This is a genomic window from Micromonospora arida, assembly GCF_042873195.1.
In the GTDB taxonomy this organism is placed as follows: Bacteria; Actinomycetota; Actinomycetes; order Mycobacteriales; family Micromonosporaceae; genus Micromonospora; species Micromonospora arida.
Map to the genome: position 1 here is coordinate 119,969 of NZ_JBIALC010000013.1, position 15,638 is coordinate 135,606.

Consider the following 15,638-nt stretch of genomic DNA (forward strand, 5'->3'; position numbering starts at 1 on the left):
GGGTCAGCGCCTTTCGGTAAGGGCCTGGACGAGCCGCCACGGGCGGCCGTCGACGAGGTCGGTTCGGCGGGAGACGAGCCGGTTCGCCGCCTGCGCCGGGGCCACGACGGCATGCGTGACGAACCGGTCGGCGGCGATGTCGGTGCGCAGCGGGCTGCTGATCCGGCCGGTGAACGGCCCGGCCCAGGTGGTCCAGAGGGTGAAGTCGGCGCTGAGGGCGAAGACCGCGGCGCCCGTGCCGAGGGGCCCGGCGGCGATCACGTTGAGCCGGTTCTCCGCGGCCCGCTCCGGCAGGCCCAGCGCCAGCTCCCAGGGCTCGCGAGGGGTGAACGGCACGGCGACCACATCGGCGTCGGCGAGCGCGGCGAGCCGGAACGTCTCCGGGAAGATCGCGTCGTCGCCGACCACGATCGCCAGCCGCCCCCAGGGCAGGTCGAAGGTGCGCAGCGCCCCGCCGGGCCGCGCGGCGTCGCGGGCCGCGCCGGCCCGATGCAGTTGTGGCTGCTCGCCGACCACGCCGTCCGGGCCGATGAGCAGCCCGACCGGGCCGTCGGCGCTGCGAGCGGTGGCCACTGCGTACCCGTCGGTGCCGCGCAGCGCCGGTGCCAGCGTCGCGGCCACCTCGGCCGGCCCGACGTGGGCGCCGAGGGCGTCCTCGGCGAGCACGGCGAGCAGAGCGCCTTCGGTGACCGACGTGCCGAGCAGGTCGGCCGCCTGGCCCGGGTCCCGCGGACGGACCACGGCGACCGGCAGGCTCGGCGCGCTGGGCGGCCGGCGGCGGCCGGTCGGCACGTCCCCGAGCGGGCCGTAGAGTTCCGGCCGGCGGGCCGCGAGGATGTCGCTGCCGTCCGGGCGGTGCTTGTCGTCGGCGCGCTCCGGAGCGATGTCGGCGATGACGACGGCCTCACCGGTACGCGGCCCCTTCGCCAGCACCGTGCCGTCCGGTGCGACGATCTGCGACTCGCCGGCCCCGTGCAGCCACTGCTCCGGCACGCCCAGGCCGCGGCTCATGGCCGGCAGATGCTCGGCGGGCAGCAGCGGGCCGACCTTGTTGGCGGCGATCACCCAGGCCCGGTTCTCCGCGGCCCGCACCGGAATGTGCAGCGCGGCCTCATCGGTGGCGAACGAGTTCAGGCTGTTGAGCAGCACCTGGGCACCGCGCAGCGTGAGCCCGCGGGTGGTCTCGGGAATGACGCCCTCCATGCAGGCGTACATGCCGAGCCGGCCGATCGGGGTGTCGAGCACCGGTCCGACCTCGGTCGCCGGGTCGAGGTGGTCGTTCTCGGCGCCCATGAGGACCTGCTTGTCGCAGCTGCCGAGCAGCGCCCCGTCCGGGCCGAAGAGGAAGTTGGTGCCGCCGGTGCGTCCATCGGGATAGGCGTGCGTGACATTGATCTTGAGGTACACCCGATGCTCGGCGGCGCTCGCGGAGATCGCGGTGAGGAAATCGTCGCCCGGCCGGGTGGCCAGGGCGTGCGCCTGGGCGCGGTCGGTGTACCAGGCCAGATGGTTGCAGAACTCGGGTAGCACCACGAGCTGTGCGCCCTGTCGGGCGGCGTCGGTGACCAGGCGCAGGCAGGTGGCCAGATTGGCCCCGATGTCCTGGCCGGCCTCGAACTGTACGGCGGCAACCCTTATGGTCATTCCCGCTCCGGTTCCCCTGGCGAAACGCTGTTTCCAGAACATACACTCGGGCGACGCCGGGGAACAGGGGGAAGAACAGGTGTTTACGCACGTGGTACTCATGAAGTTCGACGATGCGGCCGATGCTGCCAAGGCGAGGTCGCTGCTGGAAGGTCTGGCCAGCACAATTGATGAGATCGCGACGCTGACCGTCGCCCTGGACACGCTGCGGACCCCGGTCTCCTACGACCTGTGCATGATCAGCACACACACCGACGTGGACGCGTTGCGCGCCTACCAGTCCCACCCCGCCCACCTGGAGGTGGCGGGCTGGCTCAAGCCGCGCCTCGCGGCCCGCGTCGTCGTCGACTACTGACGGCAGCGCTCGACCGACGCGGCCCGGCCTCAGCCCGGGTACGCGTTGGCGGGCAGCCCGGCGCCACCAGGCCGGAACGGGCCGGGCGCGTGCACGACGCAGGTCTGCGCGTACTCGGCCAGCCCCTCCTCGGCGTACTCACGGCCGTAGCCGGAGCGCTTCACCCCACCGAACGGCGCCCGCAGCGACAGCCCGGTGCGGTTGTGCGTGTTGACGAAGACGAAGCCCGCCTCGACCCGACGGGCCAGCGCGAACGCCCGCTCCTCGTCGGCCGACCAGACCGAGCCGCCAAGGCCCAGCTCGTCGGCGTTGACCCGGGCCAGCAGTTCCTCCTCGTCGTCGTAGAGCAGCAGCGGCACCGTCGGCCCGAACTGCTCCCCGGTGATCACCTCGGCGTCGTCCGGTGCGTTTAGCACGAGCGTCGGGGCCACGAAGTACCCGCCGGCCAGGTCGGTGCCACCGTCGACAGTGCCCAGCGGCAGCGCCGTGGCACCCCGGGCGACGGCCGCCGCGACGATCCGCTCGATCCGGGCGACGGCACCGGCCGAGATGACCGGGCCCATGCTCACCCCCGGCGTGAGCGCGTCACCGACGCGCAGCACCTCCGCCGCGGCGGCCCGGTACGCCGCCACGAACTCGTCGCGGCGGCCGCGGTGCACGTACAGGCGCTTGGCAGCCATGCACACCTGGCCGCTGGTGGCGAAACTCGCCAGGACCAGCCGGCGCATCGGCTCGGTGCCCAGGTTGGCGTCCGGGAGGAAGATCGCCGCGTCGTTGCCGCCCAGCTCCAGCACGACCGGTGTGGTCTGGGTGGCAGCGGTCGCCGCCACCTGCCGGGCCGCCACGCCGCCGCCGGTGAACGCCACCTTGCGCACCAGCGGGTGCCCGACCAACGCCGCACCGGCGGCGGCGTCGCCGTGGACGACCGCCAGCGTCCCGTCGGGCAGCGCCCCGGCGAGCAGGCGCAGCACCTCCGAGACCGCCAGCGGGGCCAGCGGCGAGGGCTTGACCACCATCGCGTTGCCGGCGGCGAGGGCCGGGGCCACCTTGAGCAGGGTGAGGATGATCGGCGCGTTCCACGGCGTGATCGCGGCGACCACACCGTACGGCCGGGGCAGCCGCAGCAGCCGACCGGCCGCGTCGTCGATCTCCCGATCCGCGTACGCCGCCGGGGCGTGCTCGACGACCCAGCGCAGGTACGTGCCGGCGAACCCGACCTCACCACGGCAGTCGGCGAGCACCTTGCCCGACTCCCGGGCCAGCAACTCGGCCAAGGGTTCGAGTCGCCGGGCGATCGCGTCGGCGCCAGCGGCCAGCGCCGTGAGCCGCCGCGTGATGCCGATGGCCGCCCAGCTCCGCTGCGCGGCGTCGGCCCGGCGGACCAGGGCGTCCACCCGCTCAGGCCCGCCGACACCGACCGTGCCGACCAACTCGCTGGTCCTGGACGGGTTCTCCCGCTCGATCACCGTGCCGTGCCGGCCCACACCAGGTGTCGTCATGCCCGTGCCACCGACTGCCCGGCGTCGGGCCGCAGGGCTGCGATCATCGAGCTGCGCAGCAGATACGCGCGGGCCGCCTTCGGATCCTCGGTCATCGCGCGCAGACCGGCCAGATGCGCGGACCGCAACTGCGGATCGGTGGCCCGCATCCGGCGGTAGTTCTGGTCGGAGACCTCCTGCACGTAGGTCAGTGCGATCCGGCGCCGCTCGTCGGCCACCGCCGTCACCGCCCGGTCCAGCTCCCCGCCGTCCGGTGCCGGGCGGCCCGAGGCCAGCACCTGCGCGTAGGCGACCGCGTCGTGGATGCCCGAGTTCATACCCAGCCCACCGAGCGGGTTGTTGACGTGCGCGGCGTCGCCGGCCAGCAGCACCCGCCCCTGCCGGAACGTCGCGGCGACCCGCTGGTGCACCCGGTACAAACTGGCGTGCGCCACCCGCCACGGCCGGCCCGGGTCTGCGATGGCCCGCAGGCGCCCGTCGAGCCGGCCCAGCTCGTGCGCGTCAGGGGTGTCCTCGGGGGTGGGCAGCAGCACCCGCCAGTGGTCCGGCGTGCGCAGCAGCACCGACCACTCGACCGGGTCGAAGACGTAGTTGACGTACGCCAACGGGCCGAGCAACGCCGGCAGGTCCTCGTCGGTGGAAGCCACCAGGAACCGTTCCGGATAGGTGATCCCGTCGAACGGCAGCTCCAGCGCCCGCCGTACCGCCGAACTGGCGCCGTCGGCCGCGATCAGCCAGTCCCCGGTCACTTCCCGGCCGTCCTCGGCGACCGCGACCACGCCGTCGTCGACCCGATCCCCGGCCTGCCGTACCGAGTCGACCGGCCAGCCGAAGTGGACCCGCGCCGCCGCATGCCGCGCCAGGTGGGCCAGCAGGATCACGCACAGCTTGGACTGCTCGCACTGCACCCGGTAGGGGTACGGGGTGTCCTCGGCGAGCACCGAGAGGTCCAGCTCCGCGATCAGTCCCTCCCGGCGATCCCGGTAGGCGAACGTCGGCGCCACCAGCCCGCGCGCCAACAGGTCCGCGCCGACCCCCAACGCGTCGAGCATCTCCAGCGTCGGCGGGTGGAACGTGGAGGCACGGGACTCGGCGGCGAGGTCGTCACCGGCCTCCAGCACGGTCACCTCGCAGCCCCGGCGGGCCAGCGCGAGCGCCGCGGTCAGCCCGACCGGCCCCGCTCCGGCGATCAGCACGTGCATCAGGCGTATCTCCGATCGAGAGTCAGCGCATCGTCCTGGCCGACCAACGCGGTGAACGACGACCAGGCGAGCCGGGGCACCGCGTCGGCGTGACCGTCCCGCCCGATCGCGGCGTAGGCGGCGGCAGCCGCGCGCAGCGCGGCCAGCATCGGCGCGACCGGGTGCAGCACGACCCGGACCCCGAGCGCGCCGAGCGCGTCGTCGGGCGGGAAGGCGCGCGCACCAGCCGCCTCCGAGCGATTCACCACCAGGGGTACGCCGGGCAGCGCGGTACGCACCGCCGCCAACTCCTCGGCGGTGTCCACACCCTCCAGGAAGACCGCGTCGGCACCGGCGTCGGCGAACCGGCCGGCCCGCTCGATCGCCTCGTCGAGGCCGGCCACCGAGTAGGCGTCGGTGCGGGCGATCAGCACCAGGCCGGTGCCCGCCTCGGCGATCGCCCGGATCTTCGCCGTCGCACCCGCGATGTCCAACAGCTCCTTGCCGGCCAGGTGGCCGCAGCGCTTCGGGCTGACCTGGTCCTCCAGGTGCAGCCCGGCGACTCCGGCCGCCGCGTACCGCTGGGCGGTCCACACCGCGTGCAGCGGATTGCCGTAGCCGGTGTCCGCGTCGGCGATCAGCGGCACGCCGCCCAGTGCCGGGACCAGCCGCGCGGCCCGCTCCGCGACGTGTGTGCCGTGCAGGTATCCCAGATCGGGAAGGCCCAGCTCGACCGCGGCGCAGACCGCACCGGACAGGTGCACCACGCGGTGCCCGGCCCCGGCGGCCAGCGCGGCGGTGAGCGGGTCGTGTACGCCGGGGGCGTGCACCGGCGAGGCGCCGCCCAGCAGCGCCCGCAGCACGTCGGCCGGGCGTGCGGTCACCGCGCCGCCGGCCGTGTTCGGGGGCGAAGCCTGCGCCGGGGCGGTCTCGCCCGGGGTCATGACCGGCCGTGCAGCGCGAAGCCGCCCTCGACGCCGACGACCCGCGGGTTGGTGAAGAACCGCAGGGTCTCGGCGGTGCCCTCCTCGCCGTACCCGGACAGCCCGAACGCCGGGCGCGGGCTGAACAGGTGCAGGCTGAGCACCGAGGAGCCGTTGACCTTGACCTCACCGGCCCGGATCCGGCGGGCCACGGCCAGCGCGGCCTCCTCGTCCGCGCCGAGCACGTACGCCTCCAGCCCGTACGACGTGCCGTTGGCCAGCGCCACCGCCTCGTCGACGGTGGCGTACGGGTGCACCGCTGCCACGGGCCCGAAGATCTCGTCGCCGGTGTGCGCGGCGGCGACGCCGGTGACCAGTGTCGGGGCGAGGAAGTTCCCGCCGGCCAGCGGCCCGGCCGCCGGCAGCGTGGTGCCGGTGACCGCGGTTCCGCCGTGGGCCAGCAGGTCGTCGCGGGCGGCCACCACCCGGGCCACGTGCCGGGAGTGCACCAGCGGACCGAGGTCGGTCGCGGGGTCCAACGGCGCGCCGGCGACCAGGCCGGCGAGCCGGTCGGCGATCGCGGTGACGATCTCGTCGTGCCGGTCGGCGGGCACGATCAGCCGACCCAGCGCCCGGCACCACTGCCCGTTGAGGGTGCTGAGCAGGTCGACCGCGGCCCGGGCGACATCGGCGACGTCGGCGTCGGGAAGCACGACCAGCGGGTTGTTGCCGCCGAGCTCGAGCTGCACCGGCTTGATGTCGTAGGCGCAGGCCGCCGCGACCGCCCGCCCGGCGGCGAGCCCGCCGGTGAAGGAGACCGCCCGGATCCGGGGATCGCCGACCAGGGCGGCACCGGCCTCGGCCCCGCCGTGCACGAGCTGGAACACCCCGGCAGGAACGCCGGAGGCGGCGAGCGTGGCCCCGACGACGGCGGCGAGCCGTTGGCTGCCGTGCGGGGCGTACTCGCTGGGCTTGAGGATCGTGGGGCAGCCCGCGGCGAGCGCGTTCGCGACCTTGTGCGCGGCCATCGGCGCTGGCGCGTTCCACGGCACCACACAGGCGGCCGGACCCCAGGGCAGTCGTTCGGCGTACGCGATCCGGCCGTCCTCGCGCTGGAACTCCTGGCTCTGCGGGCCCTGCCGTAGCTGAGCGGCGGCCAGCCGGAACGAGCCGCCGAGGATCACGCCCAGCGGTGTGGTCTGCCGGATCGGCACGCCGGTGGTCGCCGACTCCAGCGCGCAGATCTCGGCCGCGACGCCCTCGACCGCCTCGGCGACGACGTCCAGTACGTCGGCACGATCAGGGGCCGGTAGCGCGGCCCAGCTCCCGGCCTCGTGCACCGCCGACGCGGCGGCGACGGCGGCCTCGATCCGGTGCGGCGGCGTGCCGGCAGCGGGTCGCCGCACCGCCCCGGTCGCCGGATCCTCCAGGTCGAACCCGAGCGGTGTGTCGCTGGGCGTCCAGACCCCGTCGACCAGGTCGGCGAGATCGGGCAGGTCCGGCTGGGTCACCCGGCCACCGCCGCGAACAGGTTGTTGGACCGGTCGCTGGTCACCGAACTGGCCGCCTCCAACCGGCCGCGCTCCGGCGGGAACGTCATCACCAGTCCCATCGCCAGATCGCGCAGCGCCCGGCCGACGGACCCGTTCATGGTCGCACCGGACGTGCCGGACGCCTTGAGCGCGCCGACCGCCACGTCGAAGCACGCCTCGCAGATCGAGCCCTTGGCCAACCGCCACTGCCGGTAGACCTCGGCGTGCGGGCGCAGCGGCGGCTCACTGGTCTCCAGCAGCAACTGGCGGCGCAGCCAGAGGTACGCCGTCTCCAACCGTTCCGTCATGTCGCCGATGATCACCTGGTGCATGGGGCTCTCCGCAATCGGCCGACCGGTGTCGGCGAAGGTCTTGCGGGTGAGACTGGTGAGCGTGTCGTCGTAGACACTCTGCGCCGCACCGACGTAGACCGCGGTGATGGCCAGCTGGTTGCCGACGAAGCTGCCCCGACTGCACTGCAACATCTTCACGAACGCGCCGGGCACGGTGAGCGCCTCGTCGGCCGGAATGAAGACGTCGTCGAGCCTGATGCCGTGGTTGGCCGAGCCGCGCATGCCGATGCCGTCCCAGGCCGGCCGTGAGGCGACCCCGACGGCATCGCGGGGGACCAGGAACAGGGCCAGACCGTCCGCCGTCTCGTGCCCGGCGAGCCGGGCGGTGACCAGGTAGGTGTCGGCGACGCCGGTGGCGCAGCCGAACGACTTCTCGCCGGTGAGCGACCAGCCGTCGACGCCGTCGCGGCTCGCCGGCGTGGCGGTGGTGGAGATGGCGATGTTGGCCGACGAACTCTTCACCGCCTCGCTGGCGAAGTTGGCCAGCCACACCCCACCAGCCATCCGGGTCAGCACCTTCTCGGCGAAGGCCCGCACGGCGGGGACGTCGACGTCGTCGAAGAGGCCGCGCTCGATCGCCTCCAGCGGCAGCAGGCCCCGGGAGGCGCTGGTGTTGTGGAAGAAGAAGGCCAACGCCGTCGACGGGCACGCGCTGCCCATGGCGAAGGTGGCGGCGGCGAGGTCACGCAGGCCGCCGCCGAGGCCGCCGTACTCCTGCGGAACCACCAGGCCGAGCAGCCCGGCATCGCGCAGCAGCGCGACGTGCGCGGCGGGGAACACCCCGTCGGCGTCGGCCTGCGCGGCGGCGGCCCGCAGCGCGGGCAGCACCTTCTCCACTCGGGCCGCGCGATCCTGCTCGGCCGGGGTGAGGTCGTCGATGAGCCGTCCGCCGGTGGACATGTGGGTCACTCCTCTGGTTTGTTGGCGGGGAGCCGGGGACAGGACACCCCGAGTTGCCGGGCGAGAAAGACCAGGTCGCGGGTGCGCAGGGCGCTCGCTCGACCGCTGAGGGTGGTGTCGAAGCCGGTGACGCCGCTCTTCATCGCGACCATGGCGTTGACCAGGCCGAGCCCGCGCTGCGGACGCAGCCGCACCCGGAGTGAGGCGCGGCGGGCGCGTACCGTGGCGTCGGCGAGCACGGCCCGCACCTGCACCGGGCTGGCGTCGGCCTTCTCGACCAGGGTGACGGCGGTGTGCCCGGCACGCAGCAACTGGTCCAGCTCGGCGAGGGTGGCATCCTCGCCGCCGGGCCGGAAGGCGTCGGCGATCATCGGGCCGGGGGTTGCCCGCACCGTGAAGCCGGCCGTCACCAGGGTGTTCGCGCGCAGGCGGGAGAGTCGGCCCCCGATCGCGATGTCGATCTTCTCCGGCAGCGGGTCGGCGAGCTGGCTCCACGCGCTGGAGTGGAACAGCAGCGGGGCACCGACCCGGGGGGTGCTGGCCGCGAGCACCTCGCCGACGAAGATCGTGTGGTCGCCGCCGGGATAGGCGTGCACGACCCGGCAGTCCAGCCAGGCGGTCGCGTTGGCCAGGACCGGGCAGCCGGTCTCGGCGTGCGCCCATTCCAGCCCGGCGAAGCGGTCGGTGACCTCGGGACGCATGCCGGCGAAGCGCTGGCCGATGCCGGCCTGGCCCTTGCCGAGAAAGCTGATCGCGAAGACGCCGGCCCGCTCCACCAGGGCGTGACTGGGAAGGTGGACGCCCAGGCAGACGGAGACCAGCGGCGGGTTGAGGCTGACCGACGAGAACGAGCTCGCGGTCATGCCGTGCCGCTGGCCGTCGATGACCGTGGTCACGACACCGACGCCACTGGGCCACTGGGCGAGAGCCGAGCGGAACGTGATGCTGTCGACCGACACTGGCGGAGTTCTCCGTTTCGCATGAGGAAACGTCGTTACCAGAAACGTAACGAGGGGTGGTGGCCCGTGTCAACCGCCGATCGGTCCGGGCGCCTCGCCGCCGAAAATCGGTGACCCGCCCAGGACACGGTGTTTCGCTAGGTGGAATCGAGCGCCCTACACTGCTCTGGAGACGGACGGACGAACAGCACTGTGGAGGCCCAACCATGCCCAGTCGGACATCGGAGGCGACGGCGCCGGCCGCGGAGGACGGCGACGGCCAGTCCCGCTCGATCGCGGCCGTCGAGAGGGCGATGGACGTGCTGCTCTACTTCGGGCGCAGCGGGCGCCCGGACCTGGGCGTCACCGAGATCGCGACCGCGCTGGGCCTGACCAAGGCCGCCGTGCACCGTATCCTCACGGCGCTGCGCAGTCGGGAGCTGATCACCGTCGACCCGAGCACCCGTCGCTACGCACTGGGCCACGCGGCCGTCACGCTCGGCCGGGCCTACCTGGCCCGCACCGACCTGCGCGCGATGGCCGGCCCGGAGCTGCGCGCGCTGGCGGCCGAGACGGGCGAGACCGCCACGCTGTCGCTGCGCCGGGGCGACACCCGGCTGTACGTCGACCAGGTGGTGCCTGAGCACGAGCTGCGGCTGGACGTCAACATCGGCATCCCGTACCCGCTGCATGCCGGCAGCTCGTCCAAGGCGTTCCTGGCCTTCGTCGACGACGACGAGCTCGACGTCTACCTGGAACGGCACCGGCTCGACGAGATCACCGACCGCACCATCACCGACCCGGCGAAGCTGCGCAAGGAGTTGGCCGCCATCCGTAAGCGCGGCTACGCCACCTCGCGCGGCGAACGCCAGCCCGGCGCCACGTCGATCGCCGCACCGGTCTACGACCACGACGGGCACGTGGTGGCGGTCGTCAGCGTGGCCGGGCCGGTGGGGCGGTTCAAGCCGGACTCGCCCGAGCTGGCGAAGTCGCTGCTGAAGGCGACCGCCCGGATCTCCGCTCAGCTCGGCTACAGCGGCGCCTGACCGACCTGTCCGGGTCACAGCGCCGCGAGCGGCTTCAGCACGCCGAGCGCCGCGGCCGCCAGCACGCTGCCCCAGATGCCCCACACGTAGGGTAGGCAGCCGTCGATCGCCCGCCGCATCGCGTGCTCCACCTCCGGCGTGGAGCCGGTCGTCATCAGCGCGCCGAAAGCCGGCCCGAACGGGCGCAGGGTGAGCCGGATGCCCAGTCCGCAGGCGATCGCGATGCTGTAGAGCAGGATCTTGCCGCCCAGCCACCTCGGGTTGGTGTCCACGCCGAACGGTGCGGCGGCGAAGAGCGTGTAGAGCGCGGTCCCGGCCAGGCCGGCGATCAGCACGATCCGGACGGTCCAGTCCGCCCGGCGTACCCACCGACGGTGGCCCGGGCGGTGGTGGTCGGAGATCGTGGCGGCCAGCCACGCCGCCGCGAACACCCAGACCAGTGCGACGATCGGCCAGCCGAACGGGTTGATCCCGAAGACCCGCGCGCCGTGCGGGTCCAGCGCCATCAGCGTGACGCCGCTGGGCAGGAAGAGCACCAGGCAGATCTTGGGCCCGAGGTCGAGCCCGCCCATGATCTTCAGCGCGGTGGCTCGGGCGGCCGGAGTGAGGTCGGGCTTGAGGACGAACCGGCTCGACCAGAAGACCCCGAGATCTCCGCCCAGCCAGAAGACGAAGAGCACGATGTGCAGCAGAATCCACCAGCCGTGCGGGTGCGGTCCCATGGGGCCTCCTTGACGTCTCGACCACTAATGGAAACACTGTATTCGTAGTCGAAACAATGGCCGCATCGCCGGAGCATTGTCGAGCGGAAGGGCCCGAAGCCGTTGAGGTCGTACCTGTACGTGCCCGGGGACGCGCCCGACAAGCTGGCCAAGGCGGCGGGGCGCGGCGCGGACGCGGTGATCGTCGACCTGGAGGACGCGGTGCCGCAGGCCGGCAAGGACGCCGCCCGCTCGGCGGTCGCCGCCTTCCTGCGCTCCGCACCACCCGGGGTCGCCTGGTGGGTGCGGATCAACCCGGGCCGGTTGGGCCACATCGACGCGGCGACCGTCGTGGGGCCGGGGCTCGCCGGGCTCTGTGTGGCGAAGGCTGAGTCCGCCGCCGAACTGGTCGCCTTGGACGAGGTGCTCGGCGCGGCCGAGTCGGCGGCCGGGTCGCCGGTGGGCACGACCCCCGTGGTGCCGCTGCTGGAGTCGGCGGCGGCCGTGGTCGCGGTCCTCGACATCGCCCGCGCACCCCGGGTACGGCGGCTGCAACTCGGCGAGGCGGACCTGCGCGCCGACCTCGGTGTCACGCTCGGGCCGGACGAGCGGGAACTGCTCTTCGTCCGCTCGCAGGTGGTGCTGGCCAGCGCGGCGGTCGGCATCGAGCCTCCGGTGGGGCCGGTCAGCACCGACTTCCGGGACCTGGTCGCGCTGCGCGAGTCGACGACGGCGCTGCGGCGACTCGGCTTCGTCGGCCGGGCCTGTATCCACCCGGCGCAGGTCGCGGTGGTGAACGAGGTGTTCACCCCCGCACCCGACGAGGTGGCGACGGCGGCGGACCTGGTGGCCCGCTTCGACGCGGCGGTCCGCGACGGCGTGGCAGTCTGCCTCGACGCACAGGGCCGGCTGGTGGACGAGGCGGTGGTCCGCTCCGCCCGACGCCTGCTCGCCCTGGCCGTGTAGACGCCCGCCCAGGACCCGGGCATCTGCCGGCACGCGCGGCCGCTGCGGTGGGCACGGCTGCCCGGGACCGCCCTCAGCGAGCCGGGGCGGTCAGCGCGAGTAGCGCCGATGGCGTCACCCCGGCACCCGTGGCGCCGAGCACGGCGTCGCGCAGCGCGGCGATCTGCGCCGGTGGAACCGCCCGCTCGGCGTTGAGCTGGAACTTCGTCGCCAGATCGGCCGCGCTCAACGGATGCTGCGGTCCGCCGCGCGACGAGTCGACCCGGTGCTCCAGGAGGGCGCCGCCGCGGGTCCGCACCCGCAGCACCGCCGCGAACGCACGCGGGAACAGCTCCGACGCCCGGGGGTCGGCCACGCACCGGACCCGGGCCGCCAGCGCCAGCCGGTCGGCCGGCAGTTCGCCGGCGAAGTCGTCGAGCGACAACCCCAGGCCACCACCGCCGAGCAGCGCCGCCGCGATCGTGTACGGGCCGGAGAACTTCGCGTGGTACGCGCTGCGCGGGCGGGTCTTCTCGGCAGTGGGTTCGGCGATGGTACGCAGCACCGGGGCGGCCACCCCCAGCTCGATCTCGGCGACGTCGGCCGGGTCGAGCCCGCCAGCCCGCAGCGCCAGGGCGCAGTCGACGCCGGGGTGGGTGAAGTGGTTCGACGGGTACGGCTTGTAGACCGTGCGTAGCACCTCCCAGTCGGTGCCCAGCCCGCGCAGCAGCGCGTCGGCGGTGAAGTCGCCGGTGTGCGCGGTGAAGAAGCCGAACCGCCCCTCCAGCACGGTCGGCGGGCCGGTCAGCCCGTCGGCCGCCAGCACCGCCGCGCTCACCCCGGCGTGGGCGGCCCAGCCGCAGTGGGCCTGTTTGACCGAGCCGCCGGTGCGGTTGGCCTCCAGGATGCCGGCGCCCATGCTCGCGGCGATCCCGATGGCATGGCCGATGCCCACGTCGTCCAGGCCGTAGAGCAGGCCGGCCGCGACGGCCGCGCCGATCGTGCCGCAGATCGAGGTGGCGTGCTGGCCCCGCTCGAAGAAGACGTTGACCCCTGTTGCGGGCAGGTAGCCGGCCATGCCGAGCCGGTTGGTGATCTCGATCCCGGCGGCCACCGCCGCGACCAGGGCCGCGCCGCCGGCGGCCGCACCGGTCTCGACCGCCTCCGCGGCGGCGAGCGCGGCCGGCACGACGCTGGCGCTCGGGTGCAGCACCGAGGGCAGGTGCGTGTCGTCGAAGTCCAGCGAGTGGGCCAGTACCCCGTTGACCAGAGCGGCGGCCGGGGCGGGCAGACGATCGCCGGAGCCGATGACGGTGGCCTCGCCGATGCCGCCCCAGCGCCGCACGGAGCGCAGCGCGGCCGCCGCGGCGTCGGCCCCCGGGTCGGCGTGCGCGGCCAGGGCCAGCCCCAGGATGTCCAGCACCCGGCCGGGGATGTCGGCGCGGACGGCGTCCGGTACTCCCTGGTCACGACAGTCGACCGCGAAGCGCGCCAGCCGGGCGCTGAGCGTGGGCTGGTCGCCCGGCGCGGCCGTGGTCCCGTTCGTACCTCCGCCCGCCGTCACGGCAGAACCGCCAGCGGGCGGACCGGGGCGCCGGTGGCTCCGACGATGGGCAGCGGGTTGAGCACGAACAGGAACTCCCGGACCCCGGTGTCCAGCAGCGCGGCCAGGTTCATCGTCTCCACGATGTTGATCCCGTGCTCCACCAACAGGATCCGGTGCACCGGCAGGGTGGCGTGCCCGCGTCCGGGCGCGAGGTGCTCGAAGGCGATCGTCTCGCCACCGACCACCCTGGGCGCGCGCTCGGCGAGCCAGCGCGCGGCGGCCACCCCGGGGCCGGGTACGCCGTCGGCGAGCCCGACGAACGCCGCTCCGTCGCCCCACCGCCGTGACCAGCCGGTGCCGATCAGGACCGCGTCGCCCGGTGCGATCCGGGTGTTCCCGGCGGCCCGCTCCAGGTCGTCCGGCGTGATCTCGTAACCTGCCGGCAGCACGGCGGTGGAGTGCACGGCGGCGACGTCGAGCAGCACGGCCCGTCCGACGTACGGGTCGAACGTCTCGATGCCCAGCTCCGCGAAGCCTTTGTGGGACTGCGCTGCCGCGGCCGGCCGGCCGGAGTGCACGAGTCCGTCCTGCGAGACGTGGGCCAGCGCGTCGACGTGGGTCCCGACGTGCCCGCCGGTGATGATGACCTCGTTGGCGGCGCTGCCGCCGTCGGCGCGCACCAGGTCGCCGTGGCGGCGCTCGATCACCATCCGGAACGGCGGGTGGTTCGGTGACTGGGGCATTCCCTGGCGCATCGGCTGGGCCAGGTCGATGACCCGGGCCCCGACCAGCGCCGGCCACAGCGCGGTGACGCCGGGGTCGAGGTCGGGTTGCGGTGCACCGGTGCGTGGGCCCACTCAGATCACGCCTCTCGACTGCAGGTCGGCGAGCTCGTCGGCGCTGAGGCCGAGCCGGTCGCCGTACACGGACTGGTTGTCGGCGCCGCGCGGACGCCCGGTCCACGCGATGGCACCGGGTGTCGCGGACATTCGGTACAGCACATTGGGCATCCGCAGCGGACCGAGCACCGGATCCTCCACCGTGGTCACGGTGTCCAGGGCCTGGTACTGCGGGTCGGCGAAGACGTCGGCGATGTCGTAGATCGGGGCCACCGCAGCCTGGGCCGCCTCGAACTCGGCGACCACCTCGGCGAGATCCCGCTCGGCGACCCAGCCCCCGACGTAGCCGTCGAGCTCGTCGGCGTGCTGTGCCCGGGTGACGCCGTTGGCGAACCACGGTTCGTCGATCACCTCGGGGTGCCCGACGAGCCGCAGCACCCGTTCGGCGATCGCCTGGGCGCTGGTGGAGATCGCCACCCAGCGGCCGTCGCGGGTGCGGTAGGTGTTGCGCGGGGCGTTGTTGACCGACCGGTTGCCGCTGCGCTGCTGCACAGTGCCGAGCTGGTCGTACGCCATCGCCTGCATGCCGAGCACGGTGACCAGCGGCTCGATGATCGCCAGGTCGATGACCTGTCCGGGGCCGGTACCGGCGGGTCGCCCGGCGTCGCGGTGGTAGAGCGCTGTCATGACGGCCTGGGCGCAGGTGAGCGCGGCGATGCCGTCGGCGAGCCCGAACGGCGGCAGTGTGGGTGGAGCGTCCGGTTGACCGGTGATGGCCGCGAAGCCACTCATCGCCTCGGCCAGGGTGCCGAAGCCGGGCCGGTCACGGTACGGCCCGTGCTGACCGAACGCGGTGACCCGGGCGACGACCAGCCCCGGGTTGTGCTCCTGCAGCGAATCCGGGGCCAGGCCCCAGCGCTCCAACGTGCCGGGCCGGAAGTTCTCGATCAGCACGTCGGCCTCGGCGAGTAACCGGCGGGCCAGCGCGGCGCCCGCGGGCCGGCCGAGGTCGAGCGTGACCGTCTGCTTGTTGCGGCCGAGCATGGTCCACCACAGCGGCACGCCGTCCTTGGCCGGGCCGTGGCCCCGGGCGGGGTCACCCTTGACCGGATGCTCGATCTTGATGACCTCGGCGCCGTAGTCGCCCAGGATGGTGGCGGCCAGGGGACCGGCGAAGAGCGTCGAGGCGTCCACCACCGTGATGCCGTTCAGTGCACCGGGCACGGGACCTCCACT

14 protein-coding genes are annotated in these 15,638 nt (G+C 73.8%); 3 read left to right on the top strand and 11 right to left on the bottom strand.

The window, feature by feature from the left end:
- Positions 1-3: 3 nt before the first annotated feature.
- Positions 4-1,644: a nitrilase-related carbon-nitrogen hydrolase gene (locus ACFYP0_RS28530; RefSeq protein WP_386998209.1), complete on the bottom strand. Its 1,641-nt coding sequence runs from the start codon at positions 1,642-1,644 to the stop codon at positions 4-6.
- Here ACFYP0_RS28530 and ACFYP0_RS28535 point away from each other — a divergent pair.
- The gene (locus ACFYP0_RS28535; protein WP_279635830.1) at positions 1,637-1,999 is read left to right on the top strand and encodes a Dabb family protein; all 363 of its coding nucleotides are present in this window, start codon (positions 1,637-1,639) and stop codon (positions 1,997-1,999) included. The genes ACFYP0_RS28530 and ACFYP0_RS28535 overlap by 8 nt on opposite strands.
- Positions 2,000-2,028: 29 nt before the next feature.
- Here the strand turns inward: ACFYP0_RS28535 and ACFYP0_RS28540 are convergent, their stop codons facing one another.
- From ACFYP0_RS28540 to ACFYP0_RS28565, 6 genes are read right to left on the bottom strand one after another with little or no spacing between them, the layout of a single operon-like run.
- Positions 2,029-3,498, bottom strand: coding sequence for an aldehyde dehydrogenase family protein (locus tag ACFYP0_RS28540; RefSeq protein WP_386998211.1), 1,470 nt, complete (start codon positions 3,496-3,498; stop codon positions 2,029-2,031).
- A complete protein-coding gene (locus ACFYP0_RS28545) occupies positions 3,495-4,700 on the bottom strand; it encodes an FAD-dependent oxidoreductase (protein WP_386998213.1) in 1,206 nt (401 codons plus the stop codon). Before ACFYP0_RS28545 ends, ACFYP0_RS28540 begins: the two co-directional genes overlap by 4 nt.
- A complete protein-coding gene (locus ACFYP0_RS28550) occupies positions 4,700-5,623 on the bottom strand; it encodes an isocitrate lyase/PEP mutase family protein (protein ID WP_386998215.1) in 924 nt (307 codons plus the stop codon). The genes ACFYP0_RS28545 and ACFYP0_RS28550 overlap by 1 nt, the downstream gene beginning before the upstream one ends.
- A complete protein-coding gene (locus ACFYP0_RS28555) occupies positions 5,620-7,113 on the bottom strand; it encodes an aldehyde dehydrogenase family protein (RefSeq protein ID WP_386998216.1) in 1,494 nt (497 codons plus the stop codon). Before ACFYP0_RS28555 ends, ACFYP0_RS28550 begins: the two co-directional genes overlap by 4 nt.
- Positions 7,110-8,387 (bottom strand): acyl-CoA dehydrogenase family protein, encoded by a 1,278-nt coding sequence (locus tag ACFYP0_RS28560; RefSeq protein WP_386998218.1) that lies wholly within the window; start codon positions 8,385-8,387, stop codon positions 7,110-7,112. Before ACFYP0_RS28560 ends, ACFYP0_RS28555 begins: the two co-directional genes overlap by 4 nt.
- A gap of 5 nt (positions 8,388-8,392) precedes the next feature.
- On the bottom strand, positions 8,393-9,346 hold the full coding sequence (locus tag ACFYP0_RS28565; RefSeq protein ID WP_386998221.1) for a flavin reductase: 954 nt from the start codon (positions 9,344-9,346) through the stop codon (positions 8,393-8,395).
- Positions 9,347-9,552: 206 nt separating this feature from the next.
- Here ACFYP0_RS28565 and ACFYP0_RS28570 point away from each other — a divergent pair, with 206 nt between their 5' ends.
- Complete coding sequence (locus ACFYP0_RS28570) at positions 9,553-10,371, top strand: IclR family transcriptional regulator (protein ID WP_357006530.1); 819 nt, start codon at positions 9,553-9,555, stop codon at positions 10,369-10,371.
- A gap of 14 nt (positions 10,372-10,385) precedes the next feature.
- Here ACFYP0_RS28570 and ACFYP0_RS28575 read toward each other — a convergent pair whose 3' ends face one another.
- Positions 10,386-11,093: a hypothetical protein gene (locus ACFYP0_RS28575; RefSeq protein WP_210924488.1), complete on the bottom strand. Its 708-nt coding sequence runs from the start codon at positions 11,091-11,093 to the stop codon at positions 10,386-10,388.
- A gap of 102 nt (positions 11,094-11,195) precedes the next feature.
- On the opposite strand from ACFYP0_RS28575, the gene ACFYP0_RS28580 reads away from it, so the two are divergent.
- A complete protein-coding gene (locus ACFYP0_RS28580) occupies positions 11,196-12,038 on the top strand; it encodes an HpcH/HpaI aldolase/citrate lyase family protein (RefSeq protein WP_386998224.1) in 843 nt (280 codons plus the stop codon).
- Positions 12,039-12,111: 73 nt separating this feature from the next.
- Here the strand turns inward: ACFYP0_RS28580 and ACFYP0_RS28585 are convergent, their stop codons facing one another.
- The 3 genes from ACFYP0_RS28585 to ACFYP0_RS28595 are packed head-to-tail and all read right to left on the bottom strand — an operon-like array spanning position 12,112 to position 15,626.
- Complete coding sequence (locus ACFYP0_RS28585; protein ID WP_386998226.1) at positions 12,112-13,581, bottom strand: MmgE/PrpD family protein; 1,470 nt, start codon at positions 13,579-13,581, stop codon at positions 12,112-12,114.
- On the bottom strand, positions 13,578-14,420 hold the full coding sequence (locus ACFYP0_RS28590; RefSeq protein WP_386998228.1) for a cyclase family protein: 843 nt from the start codon (positions 14,418-14,420) through the stop codon (positions 13,578-13,580). Before ACFYP0_RS28590 ends, ACFYP0_RS28585 begins: the two co-directional genes overlap by 4 nt.
- Entirely contained in the window at positions 14,421-15,626 is a 1,206-nt protein-coding gene (locus tag ACFYP0_RS28595) for a CaiB/BaiF CoA transferase family protein (RefSeq protein ID WP_124853801.1), read from the bottom strand. It abuts the gene before it with no gap.
- Positions 15,627-15,638 lie beyond the last annotated feature (12 nt).